Source organism: Pseudomonas sp. SAS7, assembly GCF_052112345.1.
Taxonomy (GTDB): domain Bacteria; phylum Pseudomonadota; class Gammaproteobacteria; order Pseudomonadales; family Pseudomonadaceae; genus Aquipseudomonas; species Aquipseudomonas putida_Q.
On the sequence record NZ_JBEGGO010000005.1, the window covers coordinates 25,851 to 51,465 of the forward strand.

The 25,615-nt window shown below is 62.4% G+C and carries 22 protein-coding genes; 15 read left to right on the plus strand and 7 right to left on the minus strand.

The window, feature by feature from the left end; all coding sequences use genetic code 11:
* Nucleotides 1-2: 2 nt before the first annotated feature.
* Nucleotides 3-2,390, minus strand: a complete 2,388-nt coding sequence (locus ABI582_RS09870; RefSeq protein WP_442119073.1) for a PAS domain-containing sensor histidine kinase — start codon at nt 2,388-2,390, stop codon at nt 3-5.
* Between the two features lie 95 nt (nt 2,391-2,485).
* Between ABI582_RS09870 and ABI582_RS09875 the strand changes: the two genes are divergently transcribed.
* Complete coding sequence (locus ABI582_RS09875) at nt 2,486-3,484, plus strand: alpha/beta hydrolase family protein (RefSeq protein WP_442119074.1); 999 nt, start codon at nt 2,486-2,488, stop codon at nt 3,482-3,484.
* 93 nt (nt 3,485-3,577) lie between these two features.
* On the opposite strand, the gene ABI582_RS09880 is transcribed toward ABI582_RS09875, so the two are convergent.
* Genes ABI582_RS09880 through ABI582_RS09890 form a run of 3 tightly spaced genes read right to left on the minus strand, consistent with a single transcriptional unit; the run spans nt 3,578 to nt 6,034 of the window.
* Nucleotides 3,578-4,345: a TerB family tellurite resistance protein gene (locus tag ABI582_RS09880; protein ID WP_442119075.1), complete on the minus strand. Its 768-nt coding sequence runs from the start codon at nt 4,343-4,345 to the stop codon at nt 3,578-3,580.
* A gap of 1 nt (nt 4,346) precedes the next feature.
* On the minus strand, nt 4,347-5,018 hold the full coding sequence (murU, locus tag ABI582_RS09885) for an N-acetylmuramate alpha-1-phosphate uridylyltransferase MurU (RefSeq protein WP_338745890.1): 672 nt from the start codon (nt 5,016-5,018) through the stop codon (nt 4,347-4,349).
* On the minus strand, nt 5,015-6,034 hold the full coding sequence (locus ABI582_RS09890) for an aminoglycoside phosphotransferase family protein (protein WP_338745889.1): 1,020 nt from the start codon (nt 6,032-6,034) through the stop codon (nt 5,015-5,017). Before ABI582_RS09890 ends, murU begins: the two co-directional genes overlap by 4 nt.
* 130 nt (nt 6,035-6,164) lie before the next feature.
* On the opposite strand from ABI582_RS09890, the gene ABI582_RS09895 reads away from it, so the two are divergent.
* The 11 genes from ABI582_RS09895 to ABI582_RS09945 all read left to right on the plus strand — a co-directional run bounded on the left by ABI582_RS09895 (nt 6,165) and on the right by ABI582_RS09945 (nt 20,195).
* Entirely contained in the window at nt 6,165-8,972 is a 2,808-nt protein-coding gene (locus tag ABI582_RS09895) for an LPS-assembly protein LptD (RefSeq protein ID WP_338745888.1), read from the plus strand.
* Complete coding sequence (gene surA, locus ABI582_RS09900; RefSeq protein WP_422394556.1) at nt 8,953-10,272, plus strand: peptidylprolyl isomerase SurA; 1,320 nt, start codon at nt 8,953-8,955, stop codon at nt 10,270-10,272. The genes ABI582_RS09895 and surA overlap by 20 nt, the downstream gene beginning before the upstream one ends.
* Nucleotides 10,269-11,258 carry a 4-hydroxythreonine-4-phosphate dehydrogenase PdxA gene (gene pdxA, locus ABI582_RS09905; RefSeq protein ID WP_442119076.1) on the plus strand — a complete coding sequence of 330 codons (990 nt, stop codon included), beginning with the start codon at nt 10,269-10,271 and terminating at the stop codon, nt 11,256-11,258. Before surA ends, pdxA begins: the two co-directional genes overlap by 4 nt.
* A complete protein-coding gene (rsmA, locus tag ABI582_RS09910; protein WP_442119077.1) occupies nt 11,255-12,055 on the plus strand; it encodes a 16S rRNA (adenine(1518)-N(6)/adenine(1519)-N(6))-dimethyltransferase RsmA in 801 nt (266 codons plus the stop codon). The genes pdxA and rsmA overlap by 4 nt, the downstream gene beginning before the upstream one ends.
* 205 nt (nt 12,056-12,260) lie before the next feature.
* The gene (gene apaG / locus ABI582_RS09915; RefSeq protein WP_016497705.1) at nt 12,261-12,641 is read left to right on the plus strand and encodes a Co2+/Mg2+ efflux protein ApaG; all 381 of its coding nucleotides are present in this window, start codon (nt 12,261-12,263) and stop codon (nt 12,639-12,641) included.
* Entirely contained in the window at nt 12,641-13,507 is an 867-nt protein-coding gene (locus ABI582_RS09920) for a symmetrical bis(5'-nucleosyl)-tetraphosphatase (protein ID WP_442119078.1), read from the plus strand. Before apaG ends, ABI582_RS09920 begins: the two co-directional genes overlap by 1 nt.
* A 14-nt stretch (nt 13,508-13,521) precedes the next feature.
* Complete coding sequence (gene glpE, locus ABI582_RS09925; RefSeq protein ID WP_016484609.1) at nt 13,522-13,854, plus strand: thiosulfate sulfurtransferase GlpE; 333 nt, start codon at nt 13,522-13,524, stop codon at nt 13,852-13,854.
* A gap of 285 nt (nt 13,855-14,139) precedes the next feature.
* The gene (locus ABI582_RS09930) at nt 14,140-16,062 is read left to right on the plus strand and encodes a PrkA family serine protein kinase (protein ID WP_063424405.1); all 1,923 of its coding nucleotides are present in this window, start codon (nt 14,140-14,142) and stop codon (nt 16,060-16,062) included.
* 131 nt (nt 16,063-16,193) lie between these two features.
* Nucleotides 16,194-17,468: a YeaH/YhbH family protein gene (locus ABI582_RS09935; protein WP_019470207.1), complete on the plus strand. Its 1,275-nt coding sequence runs from the start codon at nt 16,194-16,196 to the stop codon at nt 17,466-17,468.
* Nucleotides 17,465-19,033, plus strand: coding sequence for a SpoVR family protein (locus ABI582_RS09940; protein WP_241799534.1), 1,569 nt, complete (start codon nt 17,465-17,467; stop codon nt 19,031-19,033). The genes ABI582_RS09935 and ABI582_RS09940 overlap by 4 nt, the downstream gene beginning before the upstream one ends.
* 55 nt (nt 19,034-19,088) lie before the next feature.
* Entirely contained in the window at nt 19,089-20,195 is a 1,107-nt protein-coding gene (locus tag ABI582_RS09945) for a multifunctional CCA tRNA nucleotidyl transferase/2'3'-cyclic phosphodiesterase/2'nucleotidase/phosphatase (RefSeq protein ID WP_442119079.1), read from the plus strand.
* 109 nt (nt 20,196-20,304) lie between these two features.
* On the opposite strand, the gene folK is transcribed toward ABI582_RS09945, so the two are convergent.
* Nucleotides 20,305-20,814, minus strand: coding sequence for a 2-amino-4-hydroxy-6-hydroxymethyldihydropteridine diphosphokinase (gene folK, locus ABI582_RS09950; protein ID WP_338745881.1), 510 nt, complete (start codon nt 20,812-20,814; stop codon nt 20,305-20,307).
* The gene (gene folB, locus ABI582_RS09955) at nt 20,805-21,161 is read right to left on the minus strand and encodes a dihydroneopterin aldolase (RefSeq protein WP_442119080.1); all 357 of its coding nucleotides are present in this window, start codon (nt 21,159-21,161) and stop codon (nt 20,805-20,807) included. The genes folK and folB overlap by 10 nt, the downstream gene beginning before the upstream one ends.
* A gap of 74 nt (nt 21,162-21,235) precedes the next feature.
* Between folB and plsY the strand changes: the two genes are divergently transcribed.
* The gene (gene plsY, locus ABI582_RS09960; RefSeq protein WP_442119081.1) at nt 21,236-21,805 is read left to right on the plus strand and encodes a glycerol-3-phosphate 1-O-acyltransferase PlsY; all 570 of its coding nucleotides are present in this window, start codon (nt 21,236-21,238) and stop codon (nt 21,803-21,805) included.
* A gap of 17 nt (nt 21,806-21,822) precedes the next feature.
* Here the strand turns inward: plsY and tsaD are convergent, their stop codons facing one another.
* A complete protein-coding gene (gene tsaD, locus ABI582_RS09965) occupies nt 21,823-22,848 on the minus strand; it encodes a tRNA (adenosine(37)-N6)-threonylcarbamoyltransferase complex transferase subunit TsaD (RefSeq protein WP_442119082.1) in 1,026 nt (341 codons plus the stop codon).
* 204 nt (nt 22,849-23,052) lie between these two features.
* Here tsaD and rpsU point away from each other — a divergent pair, with 204 nt between their 5' ends.
* Together rpsU and dnaG are read left to right on the plus strand one after the other, a co-directional pair.
* Nucleotides 23,053-23,268 carry a 30S ribosomal protein S21 gene (rpsU, locus tag ABI582_RS09970; RefSeq protein WP_003255575.1) on the plus strand — a complete coding sequence of 72 codons (216 nt, stop codon included), beginning with the start codon at nt 23,053-23,055 and terminating at the stop codon, nt 23,266-23,268.
* Between the two features lie 303 nt (nt 23,269-23,571).
* The gene (gene dnaG, locus ABI582_RS09975) at nt 23,572-25,554 is read left to right on the plus strand and encodes a DNA primase (RefSeq protein WP_019471278.1); all 1,983 of its coding nucleotides are present in this window, start codon (nt 23,572-23,574) and stop codon (nt 25,552-25,554) included.
* The last annotated feature ends 61 nt before the right edge of the window (nt 25,555-25,615 follow it).

Genomic DNA, 25,615 nt, shown 5'->3' on the forward strand with positions numbered 1-25,615 from the left:
TCCTACTCCAACGGAATGGCCACACTCAGGCTGGTGCCTTCGCCCGGTTCACTGTCCAGCGCCATGCTGCCCCCCAGCATCAGCACCCGCTCGCGTACACCCACCAGGCCAAATGAAGTGGGCCGGGTCTGCTCGCGGCAAAAGCCTTGGCCATCATCGCTGACGGTCATGCGCAATCGCCCTTCCTCACGCACCAGTTCGATCTCCACGCTGTGCGCCTGGGCATGACGCATCACGTTGGTCAGCGCCTCCTGCAGGATACGGAACAGGCCGGTGGCCTTGGCATCACTCAATGCGGGCAGATTATCCGGCACTTGTACCAGGCAGGGGATCTGCGTGCGTGCTTCAAAGCGCCGTGCCTGCCATTCGATGGCCGAGGCAATGCCGGCATCGAGGATCGGCGGACGCAAGGCAGTGGCAACATCACGCACCAATTGGAACAGCTGGGCAATCAGACGTTTCATGCTTGCCAGGCGCTCATGCAGGCCGGGGTCCAGCTCGGCAAACGCCAGCTCGCACATCGACACCTCCAGCTTGAGCACAGTCAGCATCTGCCCCAGCTCATCATGCACTTCCCGGGCGATGCGCGCCTTTTCTTCCTCGCGCACGCTTTCCAGGTGGGCCGACAGCTCGCGCAGCTGCTCCTGGGATTTCGCCAACGCCAACTCGGCCCGCTTGCCCTGGGTGATGTCCCATACCACGCCATCCCACACCACCTGGCCGTTGGCCAGGCGCCGGGTGCTAGCCTTGATGTCGGCCCAGCGTTGCTCACCCTGGCGGGTCAGGATGCGCCCCTGCCAGGACCAGTCCTGGTCGCTGGCCAAGGCCAGGTCCTGGACCCGGTGGTAATCGGCGCGGTCTTCGGGGTGAACCAGGTTGCGCAGGCCCATCTGTGGGTGCTGGATCTCGACAGGCGCATAGCCCACCAACGCCTCGCTGCCCTCACTGATATAGGGGAACTCCAGCTCGCCCTCGGCCGGGTCACGCTCTAGGCGGAACACCAGCCCCGGTACGTTGCCGGCAATGCCCTTGAGCCTCGCCTCGCTCTCGCGCAGTGCCGCCAGGGCGCGGTGGCGCTCGGTGACATCGGCGAGGTAGACCACCAGGTATTCGGAATCTCGAAAACGCAGAAAACTCAGTGATAGCTCGACCGGCAGCAGGCTGTTGTCGGCCCGTCGGCACTGCGCCTCGAACTGGCCAACACCGCCCTCACCCGTGCGTGCGCCTTTCCACAACTCCAGCCAGCGGTCCATGTTCAGGCTCGGCTCGAAGGTGCTCAACGGCCGCTCCAGCAGTTCGCCATCGCCATATCCCAGCATGCGCTCGGCGGCGTGATTGGCGTAGCGTACGTGGCTGTCCCAGTTGACCCAGAGAATGCCCACCGTGCTCTGGTCGATGGCGAACTGGCTCAGGCGCAGGGCCTCTTCACGCACTTGCCGCTCCACCAGGCTTTCCCGCGTGGTCAGCAGGCTGCGCTCCAGCTGGCGCTGCTGGCGGCGTTGCCACACCAGGGTGGCCAAGGCACACAACAGCAACAAACCGAACAGCAAGGCCAGGTTCTGCCAAAAGCCTGGCGACTCGCTAAGGCGTGGGTACTTGGGCTGCAACCAGCGTTGGTGCAGTTGCTCCAGCTCCTTGGCCGGCAGCGCCTGCAGGCCGCGTTCGAGCACATCGGCCAGCAGCGGCCAGTCGCGCCGCGAGCCGATGCGCAACAACTGCGGCAGGCCGATATCGCCGACCACCGCCAGCTCACTGAACTCGCTCTCGCGTGACAAGCGGCTGAGCTGGGCTTCATCCAGCACCGCGAAACTGGCCTGGCCACCTATCACCAGTTGCAAGGCCTCACGTTCGTTGGGCACCCCCTGCAGGTTGAGGTTGCCGTAGTTGCCGCGCAGGTAATCGGCCAGCTGGCTGGGCATGCGCACTGCCACCCGCTGCTCAGCTTCAAGCTTTTCCAGCTCCACGGCCATGGCCCCGGTGCGCGGCCCTACCACCAATTGCGGCACGCGCATGTACGGGTCGCTGAACAGCCACAGCCGCAGGCTGGCCGGCGTCTGGGTAAGGCCGGGGGCGAAGTCGATTTCGCCGCTCTGCAGGGCATGTTCCAGGCTGGCCTGGTCGCTGAAGTTGCGCCAGGTAAGGTCCAGGCGCAGCGCCTGCGCCAGGCTGTTCACCAGTTCTACGTTGGCCCCGTACAGTTGCTGCAGGCGCCGGTCGAACTGGGCATAGGGTGCCTGCAGCACCAGGCCGACGCGCAAGCTGCGGTGCGCGTCCAGCCACTGCTGCTGCGCAGGCTCCAGCGTAACGGTGGGCACCGCCTCGGGCCTGGCCAATGCAATCAAGGGCAGCCACAAGCAGCCGATAACCAACAGGCGACGCACTCGCTTCATCTAAACGCTCGTCTTGGCAAAGGCGGCCATGCAGCATGGCCGTCGCGGGCAAATACTATTAGGCTGCCGGTATCATTCTGGCCTTGGGTTGACTCATGTCCACACTTTATCGCACGACGCTGGCAATGTGCTGCCTGGCCTCGATCCTTCCACTCGGCGCCTTGGCCGCCGATGCCGAAAAAACCACCACCACCGAAGCTCCAGCCGCCGAAGCCCCTCGCCCGCCCCTGCTGGAGCGCAGCCAGGAAGATGCACAGGCGCTGCAGCGGCTGGTGCCAAAGGCCGAGCAGCAGACCCTGCAGGCCGGTGCCGACAGCTTCCTGGCCCTGTGGAAACCGGCCAACGACAACGACCCGCAAGGGGCAGTCATCATCATCCCGGGTGCAGGCGAAACCGCCGACTGGCCAAATGCGGTCGGCCCACTGCGGCAGAAATTCCCGGATGTCGGCTGGCACAGCCTGAGCGTGAGCCTGCCCGACCTGCTCGCCGACAGCCCGCAGGCAAGGGTCGAGGCCACACCGCCTGCCGATCCTGCGAAAGAGCAAGGCGAAAGCGCCCCGGCCAAGGATGTGCCGGCCGATGCCAATGCCAACGTCGCCCAGGCCACGGCGGCCGATGCCGATGCGGCAGAAAGCACTGACGCCGAACAGGCCAGCGAGCAGGCGGACCCGGCAGATGCCGAACGTATCTTCGCCCGCCTGGATGCCGCCGTGGCGTACGCCCAGCAACACAACGCCCGCAGCATCGTGCTGATCGGCCATGGTAGTGGTGCGTATTGGGCGGCCCGTTACCTGAGCGAGAAGCAGCCACCACCCCAGGTAGAAAAACTGGTGATGGTCGCCGCACAGACACCGGCGCGCGTTGAGCATGACCTGGAAAGCCTGGCGCCGACCTTGACGGTGCCAACTGCCGATATCTATTACGTCACCCGCAGCAGCGACCGCAACGCGGCCGAGCAGCGCCTGCAGGCCAGCAAGCGGCAGAAGAACAGCCAGTACCGGCAGTTGTCGTTGATTGCCATGCCGGGGAACAAGGCGGCGGAACAAGAGCAGTTGTTCCGCCGGGTACGGGGGTGGATGAGCCCGCAGGGTTGAGTTAGCTTGATTCTTGTGGTGGGGCATGAACCGAGCGCCGCGCGGGCGGCGCTCGATATACGCATCACCTCAGCACTCAAGACAGCCACCCTGTTACAGGCCCCGCCGCTTACGAATCATGGCATAGGCCTGATGCAACTCACGGGTACGCTCGGTCGCTTCACGCACCTGCGCCTCGCTGGCACCGGTACCCGCCAGCTTGTCCGGGTGATGCCGGCTCACCAGCCGGCGATAAGCCTGCTTGACCTTGTCGGCCTCGGTGTCCCCCTCAACCGCCAGCAAGCGCAACGCCGCGGCATAGGTCATGGCCACCCCTTCCGTTCCGGCTGCCTTGCGCGGCTCGTACTCCAGCGACATCGCCTGCACCTGGCGCCGGCTCAGGCCCAGCTTCTGGCCCCAGTCCAGCAGCAGCTCACGTTCCTTGTTGCCCATCTTGCCGTCTGCCCAGACCATGCGCCAGCAGGCGCGCAAGGTGCCTTCCGCCGCATGCGGCTGCTGGCGAATGCGGCGCAAATGGCTGCCCAGCCGGTCCTTGCCCGCCTTGCCGCGGTTGAACGCGGCTATCGCGCGCAGCCGGGCCGCTTCGGCCAGGTCCAGGCGCACCATTTCCTGGCGCGCCTGGCGGATATGCTGCTCAGCCACGCGGCCATCGCATTTGGCCAGGCGCCCGAGCATCACGAACAGCAATTCGTCGTCACGCAAGGCCGAGCGACCGCCCAGGCGTTCGCGCATGTCTTCCCAGCCCTGCAAGCGCAGGCGGCGGTCCATGGCCTGCCCGAGCAACCCACCCAGCAAGGCCCCCGGAATGCTGGCAACAGCAAAACCGGCACCCACACCAATCAGCGTGCCTGGCCACCACATATCAGGCGCGCTCGCCAATCAAACGCTCAGCCTCGGCCAGGCGCTCAGGCGTGCCAACATCCACCCAGTGCCCACGGTAGTGTTCGCCAGTGACCTTGCCATCCGCCATGGCCTGACGCAGCAGCGGCGCCAGCTTGAAGGCACCGGGCTGGCAACCGTCGAACAATGCCGGGTGCAGCACTGAAAGCCCACTGAAGGTGAGCGTGCCCGGTGCATCATCGCCATCGACGACCTGCTGGCCTACCAGGCGGAAGTCACCACGGCCGTGATGGCCAGGGTTATCGACCAGTACCAGGTGAGCAAGACCTTGCAAGGGGCCCGGCAGGCATGTGAAGTCGTAATCGCTCCAGACATCGCCGTTAACCAGCAGGAACGGCGCGTCGCCCAGCAATGGCAGGGCCTTGAAGATGCCACCACCGGTTTCCAGCGGCTCGCCCTCAGGTGAATAGCGGATGCTCAGCCCGAAGCGGCTGCCGTCGCCCAGGTGGACTTCGATCTGCTGGCCGAGCCAGGCATGGTTGATCACCACCTCGGTAACACCCGCCGCCGCCAGGGCGTGCAGGTGGTACTCGATCAGCGGCTGGCCGGCGACCGGGATCAGTGGCTTGGGGGTATGCAGGGTCAACGGGCGCATGCGCTCACCCTTGCCCGCTGCCAGGATCATTGCCTTCATGCACGCGCTCCGGCCTGCAACTCGGCAATCAGCTCACCCAGCTCCGCCAATTCGGGCCGGCGGCCGATCACTTCTTCTATATAGGCGAAGAAACGCGGCACGTCGCCCAGGTAGCGCGGTTTGCCATCACGGTGGCAGATACGGGCAAAAATGCCGATAACCTTCAGGTGGCGCTGCACACCCATCAGGTCGCTGGCACGCTGGAATGCTTCAAAGTCGTCCTGCACCGGGATGCCCTGCGCCTTGGCCTGCTGCCAGTAGTCTCGCAGCCAGCCTTCTACCCGTGCCTGCGGCCAGCTGAGGAAGGCGTCCTTGAACAGGCAGGTGATGTCGTAGGTCACCGGGCCATACACCGCATCCTGGAAGTCCAGCACACCAGGGTTGGGGGTGCTTTGCATCAGGTTGCGCGGCATGTAGTCGCGGTGCACCAGCACCTTGGGCTGCGCCAGGGCACTGTCGATCAGCAACTGGCTGACGCGCTGCCAAGTGGCTTTCTGCGCTTCGCTCAAGGCCAGGCCGAGCTCACGCCCCACGTACCACTCGGGGAACAGCTCTACTTCACGGCGCAGCAGGGCATCATCGTAGCTGGGCAGCGGCGCACCCGTTGGCAGGCGCTGCAAGGCCAGCAAGGCCTCGATGGCGTCGGCAAAAAGGCCATCAGCGTTGTCGGCATCAATAACATCAAGATATGTCTGGTGGCCCAGATCACCCAGCAGCAGGAAGCCGCGCTCCAGGTCCTGGGCATGGATCAGCGGCACATGCACACCCGCGCTGGCCAGCAGGTGATCAATGGCGACGAACGGTCGGCAGTTTTCTTGCGGGGGGGGTGCGTCCATGATCACGAAGCTACGGCCCGCGCCCTGCCAGCGGAAGTAGCGGCGGAAGCTGGCATCGCTGCTGGCGGCGGTCAGGCTCCCTGCGGGCACTTCGCCCCAGGCGTTGTTGCGGAAAAGATCACTGAGCTGCTCATCGAGCCACACCGTCAGTTGTTGCAGGCGTACATCGTGTTCAGGCATTACAAGGGTCTCCGACGGCCCTAGCCGTCAAGCGGGTCATGCTTTATTATCCAGCATCTTTTTCAGACCATCGAGAGGCGTGCGGCCCCACACGCGGGCAGATGGCACGCAGGAAGCCCGGACTAATAAGATGGCATTGAAATCCCCCGCGTTTCGTAGAAAGTTTCCGTTGCTGGTAACCGGCGGTCTGCTGGCCCTGCAACCTTTGGCCACCTCATATGTAGTGGCAGCCGAACAATTCGACTGCCAAGTGTCCGCCTCCGGTGGTTGGGACTGCAAGCCCAAAGCGCCAGTCAACAACCTGCCGCCGCGCCCGGTGCACGAGGGTGCGGCCGTCAGCTCCGGCACAGAAGCCGCGAGCGAAGCCGACACCGCGGACCGGCCGATGCTGGTTACCGAGGCCAAAGGCCGTGGCCTGAAGTCGCGCAGCGAAGACTACAGCCACCTGGACTGGGTGCCGCGTGAAAAGCTCACCGCCGCGCAACTGGCCGAAACCGGCCCGTACTGCGGTGGCGCCTATATCGAGCCAACCCGCCCAGGCATGGCCGATACCACGCCGAAGGATGAGTCGCCGACCTACATCAATGCCAAGGTGTCCAAGTACCAGCAAGAGCAGCAGATCGCTACCCTCGCCGGTGACGTTGTAATGCGCCAGGGCAGCATGCAGGCCGAGGCCGACGAGGCCAACCTCTATCAGACCGAAAACCGTGGCGAGCTCAAGGGCAACGTCAAGATCCGTGACAACGGTTCGCTGGTGGTCGGTGATGAGGCACAGATTCAGCTCGACACCGGCGAAGCCCAGGTCGACAACGCCGAATACGTGATGCACAAGTCGCACATCCGCGGCAGTGCCCTGTACGCCAAGCGTGGCGAAAACGCCATCATCCGCCTGAAGGACGGTACGTACACCACCTGCGAACCGGGCAGCAATGCCTGGCAGCTGAAGGGCAACAACATCACCCTTAACCCGGCCACCGGTTTCGGTACTGCGACAAACGTTACCCTTCGGGTCAAGGATTTCCCGGTGTTCTACACACCGTATATCTACTTCCCGATCGACGACCGTCGCCAGTCCGGCTTCCTGCCGCCATCGTTCAGCACCAGCAGCGATACCGGCTTCATGCTGGTCACGCCGTACTACTTCAACCTGGCGCCCAACTACGACGCCACGTTGTACCCGCGTTACATGACCAAACGCGGCCTGCTGATGGAAGGCGAGTTCCGCTACCTGACACCTTCCAGCGAAGGCCAGTTTGGCGGCGCGTACCTTAACGACAAGGACGACGACCGCAAAGACCAGACTGACTACAAAGAACAGCGCTGGATGGTCAACTGGCAGCACAAGGGCGGCCTGGACGAGCGCCTGATGACCGAGGTGAACTACACCGACATCAGCGACCCGTTCTACTTCCAGGACCTGGAATCCGACCAGATCGGCGTTGAAAACAAGGACTTCCTCGATCAGCAAGGTGCGTTGACCTACCGCGGCGACAGCTACACCGCGCGGTTGAACGTGCATGCCTACGAGGCGGCGACCATTTCGCAGATCACGCCTTACGATCGGCTGCCGCAGATTACCTTCAATGGTGTGCTGCCCTATCAGCCGGGTGGTTTGAACTTCGCTTACGAAACCGAGGCTGCACGCTTCGAACGTGACTTGAAGAACGACTTCGTTCGTGACAAAGATGGCAACCCGGACTTCTCTGCCGGGGTGGCCGGTCGCCGGCTTGATGAGAACATCCAGGGTATTGAACGTGCCAACGGAACACGTCTGAACATCGCGCCGTCGATCAGCTACCCGATGAGAGCCAGCTACGGTTTCCTTACGCCCAAGTTGAAGTATGCCTACACCCAGTACGATCTCGACCTGGACAGTAAAGGGAAAGCCGACGCGATCGCCTTGCAAAACGCGAACCCAAGCGCCTACGGCAGCTACGACAGCTCTCTGAATCGCGACGTTCCGATCTTTAGCGTGGACAGCGGCCTGTATTTCGACCGCAACACGTCGCTGTTCGGTACCAATTACAAGCAGACCCTCGAGCCGCGCCTGTACTACCTCAACGTCCCGTACAAGGACCAAAAGGACATTCCGCTGTTCGATACCGGCGAAACCCTGTTCAGCTACGACTCGCTGTTCCGGGACAACCGCTTCAGTGGCACCGACCGCATCGGCGACGAGAACAAGCTTTCGCTGGGCGTGACCACCCGCTGGATCGAAGACAACGGTTTCGAGCGCCAGAATTTCAGCATTGGCCAGGCTTACTACTTCAAGGACCGCAAGGTCCAGTTGCCAGGTATCGACTACCGCACCCGCAAAGATTCGCAGTCTGACGTGTCGCCGTATGCACTGGTTTACAACTACTACTTCAACCGCGACTGGCGCTTCAATTCGGACTTCAACTGGGACCCGGACAGCCGCAGCACCCGCTCGGGCAGCGCGATGTTCCACTACCAGCCTGAAGACAACCCGAACAAGGTGGTCAACCTCGGCTATCGCTACCGCAACGACACCATTGCCTTCGACTCGACCACAGGTACCTGGAAAGTGGGCGGCGGCGACTATGGCACGCCGGGCGATCCGAACTACATCAAGGACTACTACAAGATCCAGCAGCATGACTTCTCGGTCATTTGGCCGATCGTTCCGCAGTGGAGCGTCATCGCTCGCTGGCAGCATGACTACAACCGCAACCGCACCCTGGAAGCCATGGGTGGTTTCGAGTACGACAACTGCTGCTGGAAGCTGCGTCTGATCAACCGCTACTGGATCGATTACGACGACTTCAGCCAGGCGCTTCCGCAGAACGAAAAAGGCGACCACGGCATCTTCCTTCAGATTGTTCTGAAAGGTCTCGGTGGCGTAGTGGGCAACAAGGTCGAATCTTTCCTCGACCAAGGCATTCAAGGTTACCGTGAACGTGAAGACCAAGCTTATTGATCGTCTGCGCCCAGTGTTGCTGGGCGCCGCATTGCTGAGTGGCGCGGTGCATGCCGCGGTACAACCTCTTGACCGCGTAGTGGCCATCGTCGACAACGACGTGGTCATGCAAAGCCAGCTGGACCAGCGCGTCCATGAGGTACAGCAGACCATCGCCAAGCGCGGCGGCGGCGTTCCGCCGACCAGCGCCCTTGAACAGCAGGTACTGGAACGCCTTATCGTCGAAAACCTGCAGCTGCAGATCGGCGAGCGCTCCGGCATCCGCATTACCGACGAAGAGCTGAACCAGGCCATCAGCACCATTGCCCAGCGCAATGGCATGTCGCTGGACCAGTTCCGTGCAGCCCTGGCCCATGACGGCCTGTCGTTCGACGACGCTCGCGAGCAGGTCAAACGCGAGATGATCATCAGCCGCGTGCGCCAGCGCCGCGTGGCCGAACGCATCCAGGTGTCGGAGCAGGAAGTGAAGAACTTCCTCAACTCCGACCTGGGCAAAATGCAGATGTCGGAAGAGTACCGCCTGGCCAACATCCTCATCCCGACCCCGGAAGCCGCCAGCTCGGATGATATCCAGAAGGCTGCGCGCAAGGTGGGTGACGTGTACCAGCAACTGCGCCAGGGCGCCGACTTCGGCCAGATGGCAATTGCCAACTCGGCCAGTGAAAATGCCCTGGAAGGCGGCGAGATGGGCTGGCGTAAAGCCGGCCAGCTGCCACCAGACTTCGCCAAGATGCTCAGCAGCATGCCGGTCGGTGAAATTACCCAGCCTATTCGCATCCCCAACGGCTTCATCATCCTCAAGCTCGAGGAGAAGCGCGGTGGCAGCGAGAACGTGCTGCGGGACGAAGTGCATGTACGCCACATCCTGATCAAGCCAAGTGAAATCCGCAGCGAAGCAGCCACCGAGCAACTGGCCGAGCGCCTGTACGATCGCATCAAGAACGGCGAAGATTTCGGCGAACTGGCGAAAAGCTTCTCGGAAGACCCGGGTTCGGCGCTCAACGGCGGCGACCTCAACTGGGTAGACCCGAACAGCCTGGTACCGGAGTTCCGCGAACAGATGGCCAACGCCCAGCAAGGCGAAGTGACCAAACCGTTCAAGACCCAGTACGGCTGGCACGTTCTGGAAGTGCTGGGCCGCCGCGCCACCGACAGCACCGAACAGGCACGTGAGCAACAGGCCCAGAGCGTCCTGCGCAACCGCAAGTACGACGAAGAGCTGCAAACCTGGCTGCGCCAGATTCGCGACGAAGCCTACGTTGAAATCAAGCTGCCTGGCGCTGACCAGGCCGCCCAGTGAAGCCCCAGCGCTTCGCCGTCACCCCTGGCGAGCCTGCCGGCATAGGTCCCGACCTGTGCCTGCTGCTCGCCGCAGACGCCCAGCCTCACCCCCTGATCGCCATCACCAGCCGTGACCTGCTCGCCGAGCGGGCCACGCAGCTGGGGCTGGCCGTCAGCCTGCTGCCAGTCGCCCCGGGCCAATGGCCCGACCGGCCAGCACCCGCGGGCAGCCTGTACGTGTGGGATACCCCTCTTGCAGCCCCGGTAGTGCCAGGCCAGCTCGACAAAGCCAACGCGGCGTTCGTGCTGGAAACCCTGACCCGCGCCGGGCAAGGCTGCCTCGATGGGCATTTTGCCGGGATGATCACCGCCCCCGTGCACAAGGGCGTGATCAACGAAAGCGGTATCGCCTTCTCCGGGCATACCGAGTTCCTTGCCGAGCTGACCCACACCGCGCAGGTAGTAATGATGCTGGCCACCCACGGCCTTCGTGTGGCCCTGGTGACCACGCACCTGCCGCTGCGTGATATTGCCAACGCCATCACTGCCGAGCGCGTCGAACGTGTAACCCGTATCCTGCATGCCGACATGCGCGACAAGTTCGGCATTGCCAACCCGCGCATACTGGTGTGTGGCCTCAACCCGCACGCGGGCGAGGGCGGCCACCTGGGCCGCGAAGAAATCGACATCATCGAGCCGACCTTGGCCCGCCTGCGCACCGAAGGCATGGACCTGCGCGGGCCGCTGCCGGCCGATACCCTGTTTACCCCCAAATATCTGGAGCACTGCGACGCGGTGCTGGCGATGTACCACGACCAAGGCCTGCCTGTACTCAAGTACAAAGGCTTCGGCGCTGCAGTCAACGTGACCCTGGGCCTGCCGATCATCCGCACGTCGGTCGACCATGGCACCGCCCTGGACCTCGCCGGCACCGGCAACGTCGACACCGGCAGCCTGCGCGTCGCGCTGGAAACCGCCTACCAGATGGCCGAGAACCGACCATGAACGAGCAATACCAACACCGGGCGCGCAAGCGCTTCGGCCAGAACTTCCTGCACGACGCCGGCATCATCGACCGCATCCTGCGTGCCATCAATGCCAAGGCCGGCGAACACCTGCTGGAAATCGGCCCGGGCCAGGGCGCCCTGACCGAAGGCCTGCTGGGCAGCGGTGCACAACTGGACGTGGTGGAACTGGACAAGGACCTGGTGCCGATCCTGCAGCACAAGTTCGCTGACCGCAGCAACTTCCGCCTGCACCAGGGCGATGCCCTGAAGTTCGACTTCAACCAGCTGGGTGTGCCACCGCGCAGCCTCAAGGTGGTAGGCAACCTGCCCTACAACATCTCCACCCCGCTGATCTTCCACCTGCTCAGCCATGCCGGCCTGATCCGCGACATGCACTTCATGCTGCAAAAGGAAGTGGTCGAGCGCATGGCCGCCGGCCCTGGTGGTGGTGACTGGGGCCGTTTGTCGATCATGGTGCAGTACCACTGCCGCGTCGAACACCTGTTCAACGTGGGCCCTGGCGCCTTCAACCCGCCGCCGAAAGTGGACTCGGCCATCGTCCGGCTGGTGCCGCACGAAGTGCTGCCGTTCCCGGCCAAGGACCACCTGTTGCTCGAGCGTGTGGTTCGCGAAGCCTTCAACCAGCGTCGCAAGACACTGCGCAACACCCTGAAAGGCCTGCTCGACAGCGCGGCCATCGAGACAGCCGGCGTGGATGGCAGCCTGCGCCCCGAACAGCTGGACCTGGCCGCCTTTGTGCGCCTGGCTGACCAGCTGGCTGATCAGCAAGCCTGATATCGCTTGTACCGGCCTCTTCGCGGGTTAACCCGCTCCCACAGGTACGCCACAGCCTTCAAATTCTGTGCAATCCCTGTGGGAGCGGGTTCACCCGCGAAGAGGCCGGCGCAGACAACAAAGGCCGCAAGCCCCACACCGCTGGCCCTCCCCCCTCACAATGGCCTAGACTGCATTATTGCGTCAGCTCGCCCAAGGCCATTGCATGTCCGATCCTCGCTATCTGATCGACGTCAGCGTCGTGACCCGCTACCTGAAAGAACAATCCGACCCCGAAAACAGTCGTTTCGCCTTCGCCTACACTATCACCGTGCACAACAGCGGCTCGCTCAAGGCCAAGCTGCTGTCACGCCACTGGCTGATCACCAATGGTGACGGCGAGGTCGAGGAAGTGCGCGGCTCCGGCGTGGTCGGCCAACAACCCAACATCGATCCGGGCCAGAGCCACACCTACAGCAGCGGTGCGGTAATCACCACCCGTGTGGGCACCATGCAGGGCAGTTACCAGATGTTCGCCGAGGACGGTAAGCGCTTCGACGCCGAGATCGCCCCCTTCCGCCTCGCGGTGCCCGGGGCACTGCACTGATGGCAACCTACGCCGTCGGTGACCTGCAGGGCTGCCTGCAGCCCCTCAAGTGCCTGCTCGAACGTGTCAGCTTCAACCCGGCCGTCGACCGCCTGTGGCTGGTCGGTGACCTGGTCAACCGCGGCCCCGAATCACTGGAAACCCTGCGTTTCCTGTATTCGATCCGCCAGTCGCTGGTCTGCGTGCTGGGCAACCATGACCTGCACCTGCTGGCCGCCTGGCACAACGTCGAGCGCCTGAAAAAAAGCGACACGCTGCGCGAGATCATCGAAGCACCGGACGCCGACCTGCTGTTCCACTGGCTGCGCCAGCAAAAACTACTGCATTACGACGAGGCACGTGGCATTGCCATGGCGCACGCGGGCATCCCGCCACAGTGGACGCTCGGCCAGGCCCTTGGTCTTGCGGCCGAGGTGGAAGAGGTACTGCGCGACGATGGCCGCCTGAAGCTGTACCTCGACGGCATGTACGGCAACGAGCCGAACAAGTGGAGCAAGCACCTCACCGGCATCGAACGCCTGCGGGTCATTACCAACTACTTCACACGCATGCGCTTCTGCACCGCCGAGGGCAAGCTCGACCTCAAGAGCAAAGAAGGCCTGGGCACCGCGCCCAAGGGTTACAAGCCCTGGTTTGCCCACAAGGACCGCCGCTCGCGGCATGTGAAGATCATCTTCGGCCACTGGGCTGCCCTCGAAGGCCGCGTCGACGAGCCAGGCGTCATCGCCCTGGACACCGGTTGCGTGTGGGGCGGCGCCATGACCCTGTACAACGTCGACAGCGGCGAATACCACCGCTGTGACTGCGCCGACGACGGCACCCTGCGCCCGCCGGCACAACCCACTACACTCAACGACCACACCTGAAGGAAGTAGTACCCATGAGCGAATTCAAGCGCATCCCTCCCGAGCAGGCCTTGGAGCTTCGCAAGCAAGAAGGTGCGGTCGTCGTCGACATTCGTGACTCGCAAGCCTTCGCTGCGGGCCACATCACCGGTGCCCGGCACCTGGATAACCATTCGGTTGCCGATTTCATCCGCAATGCCGACCTCGACGCACCCACCCTGGTGGTCTGCTACCACGGCAACTCCAGCCAGAGCGCTGCCGCCTACCTGGTAGGGCAGGGCTTTTCCGACGTATACAGCGTGGACGGCGGCTTTGAACTGTGGCGCGCTACCTACCCGGCCGAGACCGCCCAAGGCACCGCCGAATAAATATTTTCATTTTTACTGCAGCCCGCGCCCTGTGCGGGCTTGCGGCTTATCGGACGAACGGTCGTTCGCAACTTCTCCGCCCCGCCCCCTTGAACTTACCGATAACCAACTATTCTTAAGCGCAGGCCATCCAGAAAAAGGGGAGAGCCGGTACACCGGCGTGCGGGTCATCGGTAGCGTTACAGGGTGTTCTGGGGGGTATACAGCAGCCGGCCAAAACCGGTTGCATGCCAGCATCAGCTGACTGATCCGGCGTCGTCTCCACGTATCGAGCGAGGTGACGTCATGAGTATTTTTAGCCACTTCCAACAACGTTTCGAGTCCACGCGCCAGGAAGAGCTCTCGCTGCAGGAGTACCTCGAGCTGTGCAAAGAGGATCGCAGTGCCTACGCATCGGCGGCCGAACGGCTGTTGCTGGCCATAGGTGAGCCAGAGCTGATCGACACCTCTACCAACTCCAGGCTGTCGCGCATCTTCTCCAACAAGGTTATCCGCCGCTATCCGGCCTTTGCCGACTTCCATGGGATGGAAGAGTGCATCGACCAGATCGTGTCTTATTTCCGCCACGCCGCCCAAGGCCTGGAAGAAAAGAAACAAATCCTCTATCTGCTGGGCCCGGTCGGCGGCGGCAAGTCGTCTCTGGCCGAGAAACTCAAGCAGCTGATGGAAAAGGTACCGTTCTACGCCATCAAGGGCTCGCCGGTATTCGAGTCGCCGCTGGGGCTGTTCAACGCCACCGAAGACGGGGCCATCCTCGAGGAAGAGTTCGGCATCTCGCGGCGCTACCTGAACACCATCATGTCGCCCTGGGCCACCAAGCGCCTGCAGGAGTTCGGCGGCGACATCAGCAAGTTCAAAGTGGTCAAGCTGTACCCGTCGATCCTCAACCAGATCGCCATCGCCAAGACCGAACCTGGCGACGAGAACAACCAGGACATTTCCGCCCTGGTCGGTAAGGTCGATATCCGCAAGCTCGAAGAATTTCCGCAGAACGACGCCGATGCCTACAGTTATTCGGGCGCGTTGTGCCGGGCCAACCAGGGCCTGATGGAATTCGTCGAGATGTTCAAGGCGCCGATCAAGGTCCTGCACCCACTGCTCACGGCCACCCAGGAAGGTAATTACAACAGTACCGAGGGGCTGGGTGCCATTCCCTACACCGGCATCCTGCTGGCCCACTCCAACGAATCGGAGTGGCACACCTTCCGCAACAACAAGAACAACGAGGCGTTCATCGACCGGATCTACATCGTCAAGGTGCCGTACTGCCTGCGCGTCAGCGATGAGATCAAGATCTACGACAAGTTGCTGATCAACAGCTCGCTGGCCAAGGCCCATTGCGCGCCAGACACCCTCAAGATGCTCGCCCAGTTCACTGTACTCTCGCGCCTCAAAGAGCCAGAGAACTCCAACATCTACTCCAAGATGCGCGTCTACGATGGCGAGAACCTCAAGGACACCGATCCGAAGGCCAAGTCGATCCAGGAGTACCGGGACTCGGCAGGCGTCGACGAGGGCATGAACGGCCTGTCGACCCGTTTCGCCTTCAAGATCCTTTCCAAAGTCTTCAACTTCGACCCACACGAGATTGCGGCCAACCCGGTTCACCTGCTGTATGTGCTTGAACAGCAGATCGAACAGGAACAGTTCCCTGCCGAAGTGCGCGAACGCTACCTGCGCTACCTGAAGGAGTACCTGGCACCGCGCTATATCGAGTTCATCGGCAAGGAAATCCAGACTGCCTACCTGGAGTCCTACAGCGAATACGGCCAGAACATTTTCGACCGCTACGTGCTGTACGCCGACTTCTGGATCCAGGACCAGGAATACCGCGACCCGGAGACCGGCGAAATCCTCAACCGTATCGCTCTCAACGAAGAGTTGGAGAAGATCGAGAAACCGGCGGGCATCAGCAACCCGAAAGATTTCCGCAACGAAATCGTCAACTTCGTGCTGCGTGCCCGTGCCAACAACAACGGCAAGAACCCGAGCTGGCTCAGCTATGAAAAGCTGCGGGTGGTGATCGAGAAGAAAATGTTCTCCAACACCGAGGACCTGCTGCCGGTCATCAGCTTCAACGCCAAGGCCAGCAAGGAGGACCAACAGAAGCACAACGACTTCGTCACGCGCATGGTGGAGCGTGGCTACACCGACAAACAGGTTCGTCTGCTGTCGGAATGGTACCTGCGGGTCAGGAAATCGCAATAAAGCGACAAGCTACACACTGCGCGCCCAAGGCTGGCAAGCCAGCCTTGGGCGGCAGCAGCTGCCTTGCTGCCATTAGGTGCAGCGAGCCCGTAGCTTGAAGCGTGCAGCTGTTCCCAGCTACCGGAGGGACCATGAGCTACGTTATAGACCGACGCCTGAACGGCAAGAACAAGAGCACGGTCAACCGCCAGCGCTTCCTGCGGCGGTACCGTGAACACATCAAGAAGGCCGTCGAAGAGGCGGTAAGCCGCCGTTCCATCATGGACATGGAACATGGCGAGCAGATCAGCATTCCGGGGCGCGACATCGACGAACCCGTGCTCCACCACGGTCGCGGCGGCAAACAGACCGTCGTGCACCCGGGCAACAAGGAATTCACTGCCGGCGAACATATCCCCAGGCCGCAAGGTGGTGGCGGAGGTGGCGGCGGCCGCGGCAAAGCGGGCAACTCCGGCGACGGCATGGACGACTTCGTCTTCCAGATCACCCAGGAAGAATTCCTCGAATTCATGTTCGAGGATCTCGAACTGCCCAACCTGGTCAAACGTCACCTGACCGGCACCGACACCTTCAAGACCGTGCGTGCGGGCATCGCCAACGAGGGCAACCCGTCACGCATCAATATCGTGCGCACCCTGCGCTCGGCCCATGCCCGGCGTATCGCCCTGACCGGCAGCAGCCGCGCACTGCTGCGCGAAGCACAAAAGGAACTCGACCGCCTGCGGGTCGAGGAGCCGGACAACTTCACAGATATCCAGGAAGTCGAACAGGAAATCGAACGCCTGAAGGCACGCATCAACCGCTTGCCCTTCCTCGACACCTTCGACCTCAAGTACAACCTGCTGGTCAAGCAGCCCAACCCCAGCTCCAAGGCAGTGATGTTCTGCCTGATGGACGTGTCCGGCTCCATGACCCAGGCCACCAAGGACATCGCCAAGCGCTTCTTCATCCTGTTGTACCTGTTCCTCAAGCGTAACTACGACCGCATCGAAGTGGTGTTCATCCGCCACCACACCAGCGCCCGGGAAGTCGACGAGGAAGAGTTCTTCTACTCGCGGGAAACCGGCGGCACCATCGTCTCCAGCGCCCTCAAGCTGATGCAGGAGATCATGGCCGAACGCTACCCGGCCAGCGACTGGAACATCTACGCCGCTCAGGCTTCTGACGGCGATAACTGGAACGACGACTCGCCGATCTGCCGCGACATCCTGTCCAAGCAGATCATGCCGCACGTGCAGTACTACACTTACGTCGAGATCACCCCCCGTGAGCACCAGGCGCTGTGGTACGAATACGAACGCATCGGCGAAGCCTTCCCCGACACGTTCGCCCAGCAGCAGTTGGTATCGGCCGGCGATATCTACCCGGTCTTCCGTGAACTCTTCCAGCGCAGGTTAGCCACATGACCGCCAGAGCACAGAGACGCCAACCCATTTCCACCGGGTCCGAGTGGACGTTCGAGCTGATCCAGACCTACGACCGGGAAATCGGCCGCCTGGCCGAACGGTACGCCCTGGACACTTACCCCAACCAGATCGAGGTGATCACGGCAGAGCAGATGATGGACGCCTATGCCTCGGTCGGCATGCCACTGGGTTACCACCACTGGTCCTACGGCAAACAGTTCCTCAGCACAGAAAAGTCCTACAGCCGTGGCCAGATGGGCCTGGCCTACGAAATCGTGATCAACTCCGACCCCTGCATCGCCTACCTGATGGAAGAAAACACCATGTGCATGCAGGCACTGGTGATTGCCCACGCCTGCTATGGCCATAACAGCTTCTTCAAAGGCAACTACCTGTTCCGCACCTGGACCGACGCCAGCTCCATTATCGATTACCTGGTGTTTGCCAAGCAGTACATCGCCCAGTGCGAAGAGCGCCACGGCATCGACGCCGTGGAAGACTTGATCGACTCCTGCCATGCCCTGATGAACTACGGCGTGGACCGCTACAAGCGCCCCTACCCCATCTCCGCAGAAGAGGAACGGCGGCGCCAGAAGGAACGTGAGGAGCACCTGCAGCGCCAGATCAACGACCTGTGGCGCACCATCCCGAAAAGCGCCGAAAGGGGCAATGAACGCGATGAGGGGCGCTTCCCCGCCGAACCACAGGAGAACATCCTGTATTTCATCGAGAAGAATGCACCGCTGCTCGAACCCTGGCAGCGTGAAGTGGTGCGCATCGTGCGCAAGATCGCCCAGTACTTCTACCCGCAGCGCCAGACCCAGGTTATGAACGAAGGCTGGGCAACCTTCTGGCACTACACGCTCATGAACGACTTGTACGACGAGGGGCTGATCACCGAAGGCTTCATGATGGAATTTTTGACGTCGCACACCAGCGTGGTGTTCCAGCCCGGGTTCGACAGCCCCTACTACAGCGGCATCAACCCCTACGCACTGGGCTTTGCGATGTACACCGACATCCGCCGCATGTGCGAAAACCCAACCGATGAAGATCGCCACTGGTTCCCCGACATTGCCGGCAGTGACTGGCTTTCTACCATCAAGTTTGCCATGAGCAGTTTCAAGGACGAGAGCTTCATCCTGCAGTACCTTTCGCCCAAGGTGATGCGCGACCTCAAGCTGTTCAGCATCCTTGATGACGACCAGCGCGACGACCTGCTGGTGCCCGCCATTCACGATGAAGCTGGCTACCGGGTCATTCGTGAGCTGCTGGCCGCGCAGTACAACCTGGGCAACCGTGAGCCGAACGTGCAGATCTGGAGCGTCGACCGTCGCGGTGACCGCTCGCTGACCCTGCGCCACCAGCAACACAACCGCAAACCGCTGGGCGACTCCACCGAGGAAGTGCTCAAGCACCTGCATCGCCTGTGGGGCTTCGATATCCACCTGGAAACCGTGCAGGGCGAGCAAGTGATGAAAACCCACCACATGCCACCCCGTGGCGAGCACGGCGAAAGCGCCGACTACGGGCGCATGGACCTGGCTGTCATCCACCACCTCTAGTGCACCGCCATAACCGCCGACGGGTTATCCTGTCGGCAGTTATGGAGAGCTGCACATGCACATTTACAAAGTCGGCGGCGCCGTGCGCGACCGCCTGCTCGGCCGCCCCGTCAGCGACATCGACTGGCTGGTGGTAGGCGCCACCGTCGAAGAAATGCACGCCAAGGGCTATCGGCCGGTGGGCGCCGATTTTCCGGTGTTCCTGCACCCGAAAACCGGCGAGGAATACGCCTTGGCTCGTACCGAGCGCAAAAGCGGGCGCGGTTATGGCGGGTTCACTTTTCACGCCAGCCCTGACGTCACCCTGGAAGAAGACCTGATCCGCCGTGACCTGACCATCAACGCCATGGCCGAGGACGAGGCGGGCCAAGTGTACGATCCCCACCATGGCCAAGACGATCTCGAAAAGCGCATTTTGCGCCACGTTTCTCCGGCATTTGCCGAAGATCCCTTACGCGTTCTGCGCGTTGCACGCTTTGCCGCCCGGTATGCACCGCTGGGTTTCAGGGTTGCCGAAGAAACGCTGGAACTGATGCGCCAGATCAGCGCCTCTGGCGAACTGCAGGCGTTGACTGCCGAGCGCAGCTGGAAGGAAATCGAGCGGGCGCTGATGGAAGCACAGCCCCAGGTGTTCTTCCAGGTGCTGCGCGATTGCGACGCGCTGCCGGCTCTGCTGCCTGAACTTGTTGACGATGCCAAGGCGTTAGCGGCGCTGGAGCAGGCAGCGGCGCATGAACAGCCCCTTCACGTGCGCTGGGCCTGCCTGCTGCGCGGGCTGGCACCGGCATCGATCAAAGCCGTCAACCAGCGCCTGAAAGCGCCACGGGAATGCCAGGAACTGGCCCTGCTGACAGGCGAATGCCTGGCGCAGGCCAATCAGGCGCTGGAACTGCCTGCCACGGCACTGCTGGAGCTTTTGCAGAAGTTCGATGTTTACCGACGACCGCAACGGTTCGAGGATTTTGTGGCGGTATGCAAGATGGCATCGCTTGGCGAAGGCAAGCAGGGTTATCCACAGGCCGATTACCTGCGCGGCGCAGCAACAGCGGCGCGAGCGGTGGATGTGAAGCCGTTGGTGCAGGCCGGGCTGACTGGGCAGGCACTGGGCGAAGCGCTCAAGGCTGCGCGGCTGAAAGCGCTTGAGGCTTACCAACTCGACTGACCATACCGGCCCCTTCGCGGCTAAAGCCGCTCCCACAGGTACAGCGTGGGCCCGAAACCTGCGCGGTACTTGTGGGAGCGGCTTTAGCCGCGAAAGGGCCGGAACAGGCTTAAGCAGGAGTCAGCTGCAACCCGCGCCACTCAAAGGGGACCGGGGCCAGCACTTGGTCAATCTGTGCCTCTTGCCACAACTGGGCCATGGTCTTGCCCGCGCCCGGATGCATCAGGTGAGGGGCCAGCAGCGACAGCGGCCATAGCACGAAAGCGTTCTTCAGGATCTCGGCCCGGGGCAACACCAGCCCATCGAACGTGCCGTGCAGATCGTCATACATCAGCACATCGATATCCAGCGGCAGCCCTTTGCGGTCCGGCGCATAACGGCCGTTTTCGGCCTCGATGAACTTCAATCGACGGTCCAGCTCGATCAGCGGCAGCGCGGTTTGCCCGGTCACCACGAAATTGATGAACGGCCCGCTCTTGATCCCCACCGCCTGGCTTTCGAACACCGGCGAGCAGCGCATGTCGGTGAGGATGCCCGCCAACGCATCGAGCCCCGCGCACAAATGCGCCTCACGGTCGATGTTGCTGCCAAGGCCGAGGTAAACCGTGCTCAGAGACATCCGCGCTCGATCTCCACGCCAACACCGCCACGGGCCGCCGGTACCGCACCCGGCTTGGTCAGTTTCAACCGCACCCAGGGGATATTGAATTCTTCCATCAAGGTTGCCACCAGGCGCTCGGCAAAGGTTTCCACCAACTCGAAACAGGCCTGCTCGGCAAACGCCTGGATACGCGCCGAGACGCTGGCGTAGTCCAGCGCCAGGTTCAGGTCGTCACCCGCTGCGGCCGGGCGGTTGTCCCAGGCAAAGCTCAGGTCCAGGCGCAAGCACTGGCGAATATCCCGCTCCCAGTCATAGGCACCGATGACGGTATCGACTTCCAGGCCTTCGATGAACACTCTGTCCAAGCACTTCTCTCCACAGCACGACAAGGGCGACTGGCGCCGTTAGAATCAGGGCGTCCTCGCCCGGAATAGTTAGCATGTTTTGGTTACTGGCGTTGTTCGCCTACCTGCTCGGCTCGCTGTCCTTCGCCATTCTCCTCAGCCGCATTTCGGGCAGCCCGGACCCGCGTTCCAGCGGCTCAGGCAATGCCGGCGCCACCAACATGCTACGCCTGGCAGGCCGCAAAATGGCGATCCTGACCCTGCTTGGCGACCTGTGCAAGGGCCTTTTGCCGGTATTGCTCGCCCGCTTTGCCGGGCTGGACCTGCAAGCGCAGGCCTGGGTGGGCGTATGCGCGGTGCTGGGCCACCTGTTCCCCCTGTACTTCCGCTTCAAGGGCGGCAAGGGCGTGGCGACGGCTGCCGGCATGCTCATGGGCCTGTATTTCCCGGCCGCGCTGCTGGCCATCGGCGCCTGGCTGCTGACGTTCTACCTCACCCGCACCAGCTCGCTGGCGGCGCTGATTGCCACGCCGCTGACCTTGCCATTGCTGGCCTGGCGCGAGCCCGAAGCCCTGCTGCCGATCACCGTACTGACCGTGATGATCGTATGGCGCCACCGCAAAAACCTGCGCGACCTGGTCGCCGGGCGCGAACGGCACTTCTGAGCTTTGGGCTTCACACGTTACAGCGGCGGCAACTGCTCCATCGGCCAGCGTGCCTGCACGCTGATCGCCAGGTCCTGGTGCTGCCCCGCCAGCAGGCGCTGGCAACCGGCGTAGGCGATCATTGCGCCGTTGTCGGTACAGAACTGCGGGCGCGCGTAGTACACGTTGCCCTTGATGCTGGCGAGCATGTCTTCGAGGGACGCGCGCAAAGCCTTATTGGCACTCACACCACCCGCGATGACCAGGCGCTTGAGGCCGGTCTGCTTGAGCGCCCGCTTGCACTTGATGGTCAGAGTCTCCACCACCGCCTGCTGGAATGCCAGGGACAGGTCGCAACGGGTTTGCTCACTGTCGTCGCCAGCGTTCTTGCATTGCTGCCAGGTGTTGAGGGCGAAGGTCTTGAGGCCACTGAAGCTGAATTCCAGGCCCGGGCGGTCGGTCATCGGCCGCGGGAACACGAAGCGCCCAGGTGCGCCCTGCTCGGCCAGGCGCGCGATTTCCGGGCCGCCGGGGTAGTTGAGGCCGATCAGCTTGGCGGTCTTGTCGAACGCTTCGCCGGCGGCATCGTCCAGGCTCTCGCCCAGCAATTCGTATTGACCGATGCCATCGACGCGTACCAGCTGGGTGTGTCCGCCTGAAACCAACAAAGCGACGAACGGAAACTCAGGTGGGTTTTCTTCCAGCATGGGCGCCAGCAAGTGGCCTTCCATGTGGTGCACGCCAATCGCCGGAATGTCCCAGGCAAAGGCAAGCGCCTGGGCGCAGGAGGCGCCCACCAGCAATGCGCCGACCAGGCCAGGACCCGCGGTGTAGGCTATGGCGTCGATCTCGGTGGCGACGCAACCGGCCTCGTCCAGCACCTGGCGGATGAGCGGCAACATGCGCTTCACGTGGTCACGCGAGGCAAGCTCGGGCACCACCCCGCCAAACACGCGGTGCAGGTCGATCTGGCTGAACAGTGCGTCGGCCAACAAGCCGCGCTCACTGTCGTATAATGCGACGCCAGTTTCGTCGCAGGATGTTTCCAATCCCAGTACTAGCATGGGTTCGTCCCTTGTGGGGGCTGAATTCGAAGGCGCGCATGATAGTCCCCGTGTCGGATGCCGACCAGCGGTTTTCGATCAGAGGCTTTGCATTCCGGCTTGCTAAGGGTTAACATCCGCAACCCTTGAAAACCGACGTTCTCCAGCACACCTTTGTTTTGCCAGGAGCACGTCTACCCCGGTAATGAATTAAGGTAGCCCTGGATGCCAGCCGTCAAAGTTAAAGAGAACGAACCCTTCGACGTAGCTCTGCGTCGTTTCAAGCGCTCCTGCGAAAAAGCCGGTGTACTGGCTGAAGTTCGTAGCCGCGAGTTTTACGAGAAGCCGACCGCCGAGCGTAAGCGCAAAGCAGCTGCTGCTGTTAAGCGTCACGCCAAGAAAGTACAGCGCGAACAGCGCCGCGCCGTTCGTCTGTACTAATACAGACGTTCTACGCAAAGCTTCTGCCCTGCCCGGCTAACCGCCGGGTGATGGCAGCGGTTGTTTCAAACTTGAGCAGCTAGCTCAAGGCCCCGCACAAGCTTCACGCGAAGTGCACAGGGGCAACCTGCCTGAAACGTCAGAGCTGGTCTTTCTTGCTGTATGACCAGACGTGCACGTCCGACTGACGGGCCCTTAGGGGCTGGCGACGAGCACACATTCCCTCGCACTTCCCCAAGCATCACCTGCCCCATTCGGCGCGCGAGCGATTAGACTTGCCAGTTGCCAGATGACGAGACTGCCATGGCCGGGCTGATTCCCCAGAGTTTCATTGACGACCTGATCAACCGCCTCGACATCGTCGACGTGGTGAGTTCGCGCGTCCAGCTGAAAAAAACCGGCAAAAACTACTCAGCCTGCTGCCCGTTCCACAAGGAGAAGACCCCTTCCTTCACAGTCAGCCCCGACAAGCAGTTCTACTACTGCTTCGGCTGCGGTGCCGGCGGCAACGCCCTGGGCTTCGTCATGGACCACGACAACCTGGACTTCCCCCAGGCTGTCGAAGAACTGGCCCGCGCCGCTGGCATGGAAGTGCCCCGCGAGCAAGGCCGCCGCGACCAGAAGCCTCGCCAGCCAACAGACTCGCCGCTGTACCCGCTGCTGGATGCTGCCTCGGAGTTCTATCGCCAGGCGCTGCGCAGCCACCCGACCCGCAAGGCCGCAGTGGACTACCTCAAGGGCCGTGGCCTGTCCGGGGAGATCGCCCGCGATTTCTGCCTGGGTTTCGCCCCGCCCGGCTGGGACAACCTGCTCAAGCACCTGGGCGCCGACACCCTGCAGCAAAAGGTGATGATCGATGCCGGCCTGCTGATCGAGAACGCCGAAAGCGGCAAGCGCTACGACCGTTTCCGCGACCGGGTAATGTTCCCCATCCGCGACAGCCGCGGGCGCATCATCGCCTTCGGCGGCCGGGTCCTGGGCGATGACAAGCCCAAGTACCTGAACTCCCCGGAAACCCCGGTGTTCCACAAGGGCCAGGAACTGTACGGGTTGTACGAAGCGCGCAAGCACAACCGCAACCTCGACGAAATCATCGTCGTCGAGGGCTACATGGACGTCATCGCCCTGGCTCAACAGGGCCTGCGCAATGCCGTGGCTACCCTTGGCACCGCCACCAGCGAAGAGCACCTCAAGCGCCTGTTCCGGGTAGTGCCCAGCGTGCTGTTCTGCTTCGACGGCGACCAGGCCGGGCGCAAGGCCGCCTGGCGTGCGCTGGAATCGACGCTGCCCAACCTGCAGGACGGCCGCCGTGCGCGTTTCCTGTTCCTGCCCGAAGGCGAAGACCCGGACAGCCTGGTGCGCGCCGAAGGCACCGATGCCTTCAGGGCCCGCATCAATCAGCACGCGCAGCCGCTGGCCGATTACTTCTTCGAGCAACTGGGCGTGGAAGCCGACCCGCGATCACTGGAAGGCAAGGCGCACATGGCGACCCTGGCCGCACCGTTGATCGAAAAAATCCCCGGTGCCAACCTGCGCCAACTGATGCGCAACCGCCTGAAGGAAATCACCGGCCTGGACCCGCAACAGGTCGAGCAACTGGCGCAACAAGCTCCGCCAGCCAGTAGCGTGCCCGACTACGACCCTGGCTACGACTACGACGCCATGGCCAGCTACACCCCTGACTACGGCGACATGCCGCAGCACGACTTCGCCCCCGTTCAGCAGGAACAGGCGTGGAAGCCGAACAAGGGCGGTGGCAAAAAGCAGTGGAGCGACAAACCCTGGGACAAGAACCGCAAGGGCGGCAAGCCCTGGCAGCAACGGGACGAAGCGCCACCGCGTGTACCAGCGCCGGTCGAACCGCCCACCCTCGCCGCCCTGCGCACCCTGCTGCACCACCCGTTGCTGGCCGGCAAAGTAGAAGATGCCAGCCACTTTGCCGACGAAGAACACCTGTACAGCCAGCTGTTGGTGGCATTGATCGAAGCCGCACAGAAAAATCCTGGGCTAAGCTCAATGCAACTGATCGCACGTTGGCATGGCACCGAACAGGGCCGCCTGCTGCGGGCCCTGGCCGAAAAGGAATGGCTGATCGTGGCCGACAACCTTGAACAACAGTTTTTCGACACTATAACTAGCTTGTCCGCCCGCCAACGCGAGCGCAGCCTGGAACAACTGCTCAGGAAATCACGTCAAAGTGAATTGACCAGCGAGGAAAAAACCCAGCTCCTCGCCCTGCTGAGCCGGAATGTTCCCGCACAAACGCCGACCTCATCTGGCGCGTGAGGCCCATGCTCGGGTATAATCCTCGGCTTGTTTTTTGCCCGCCAAGACCTTCAGTGGATAG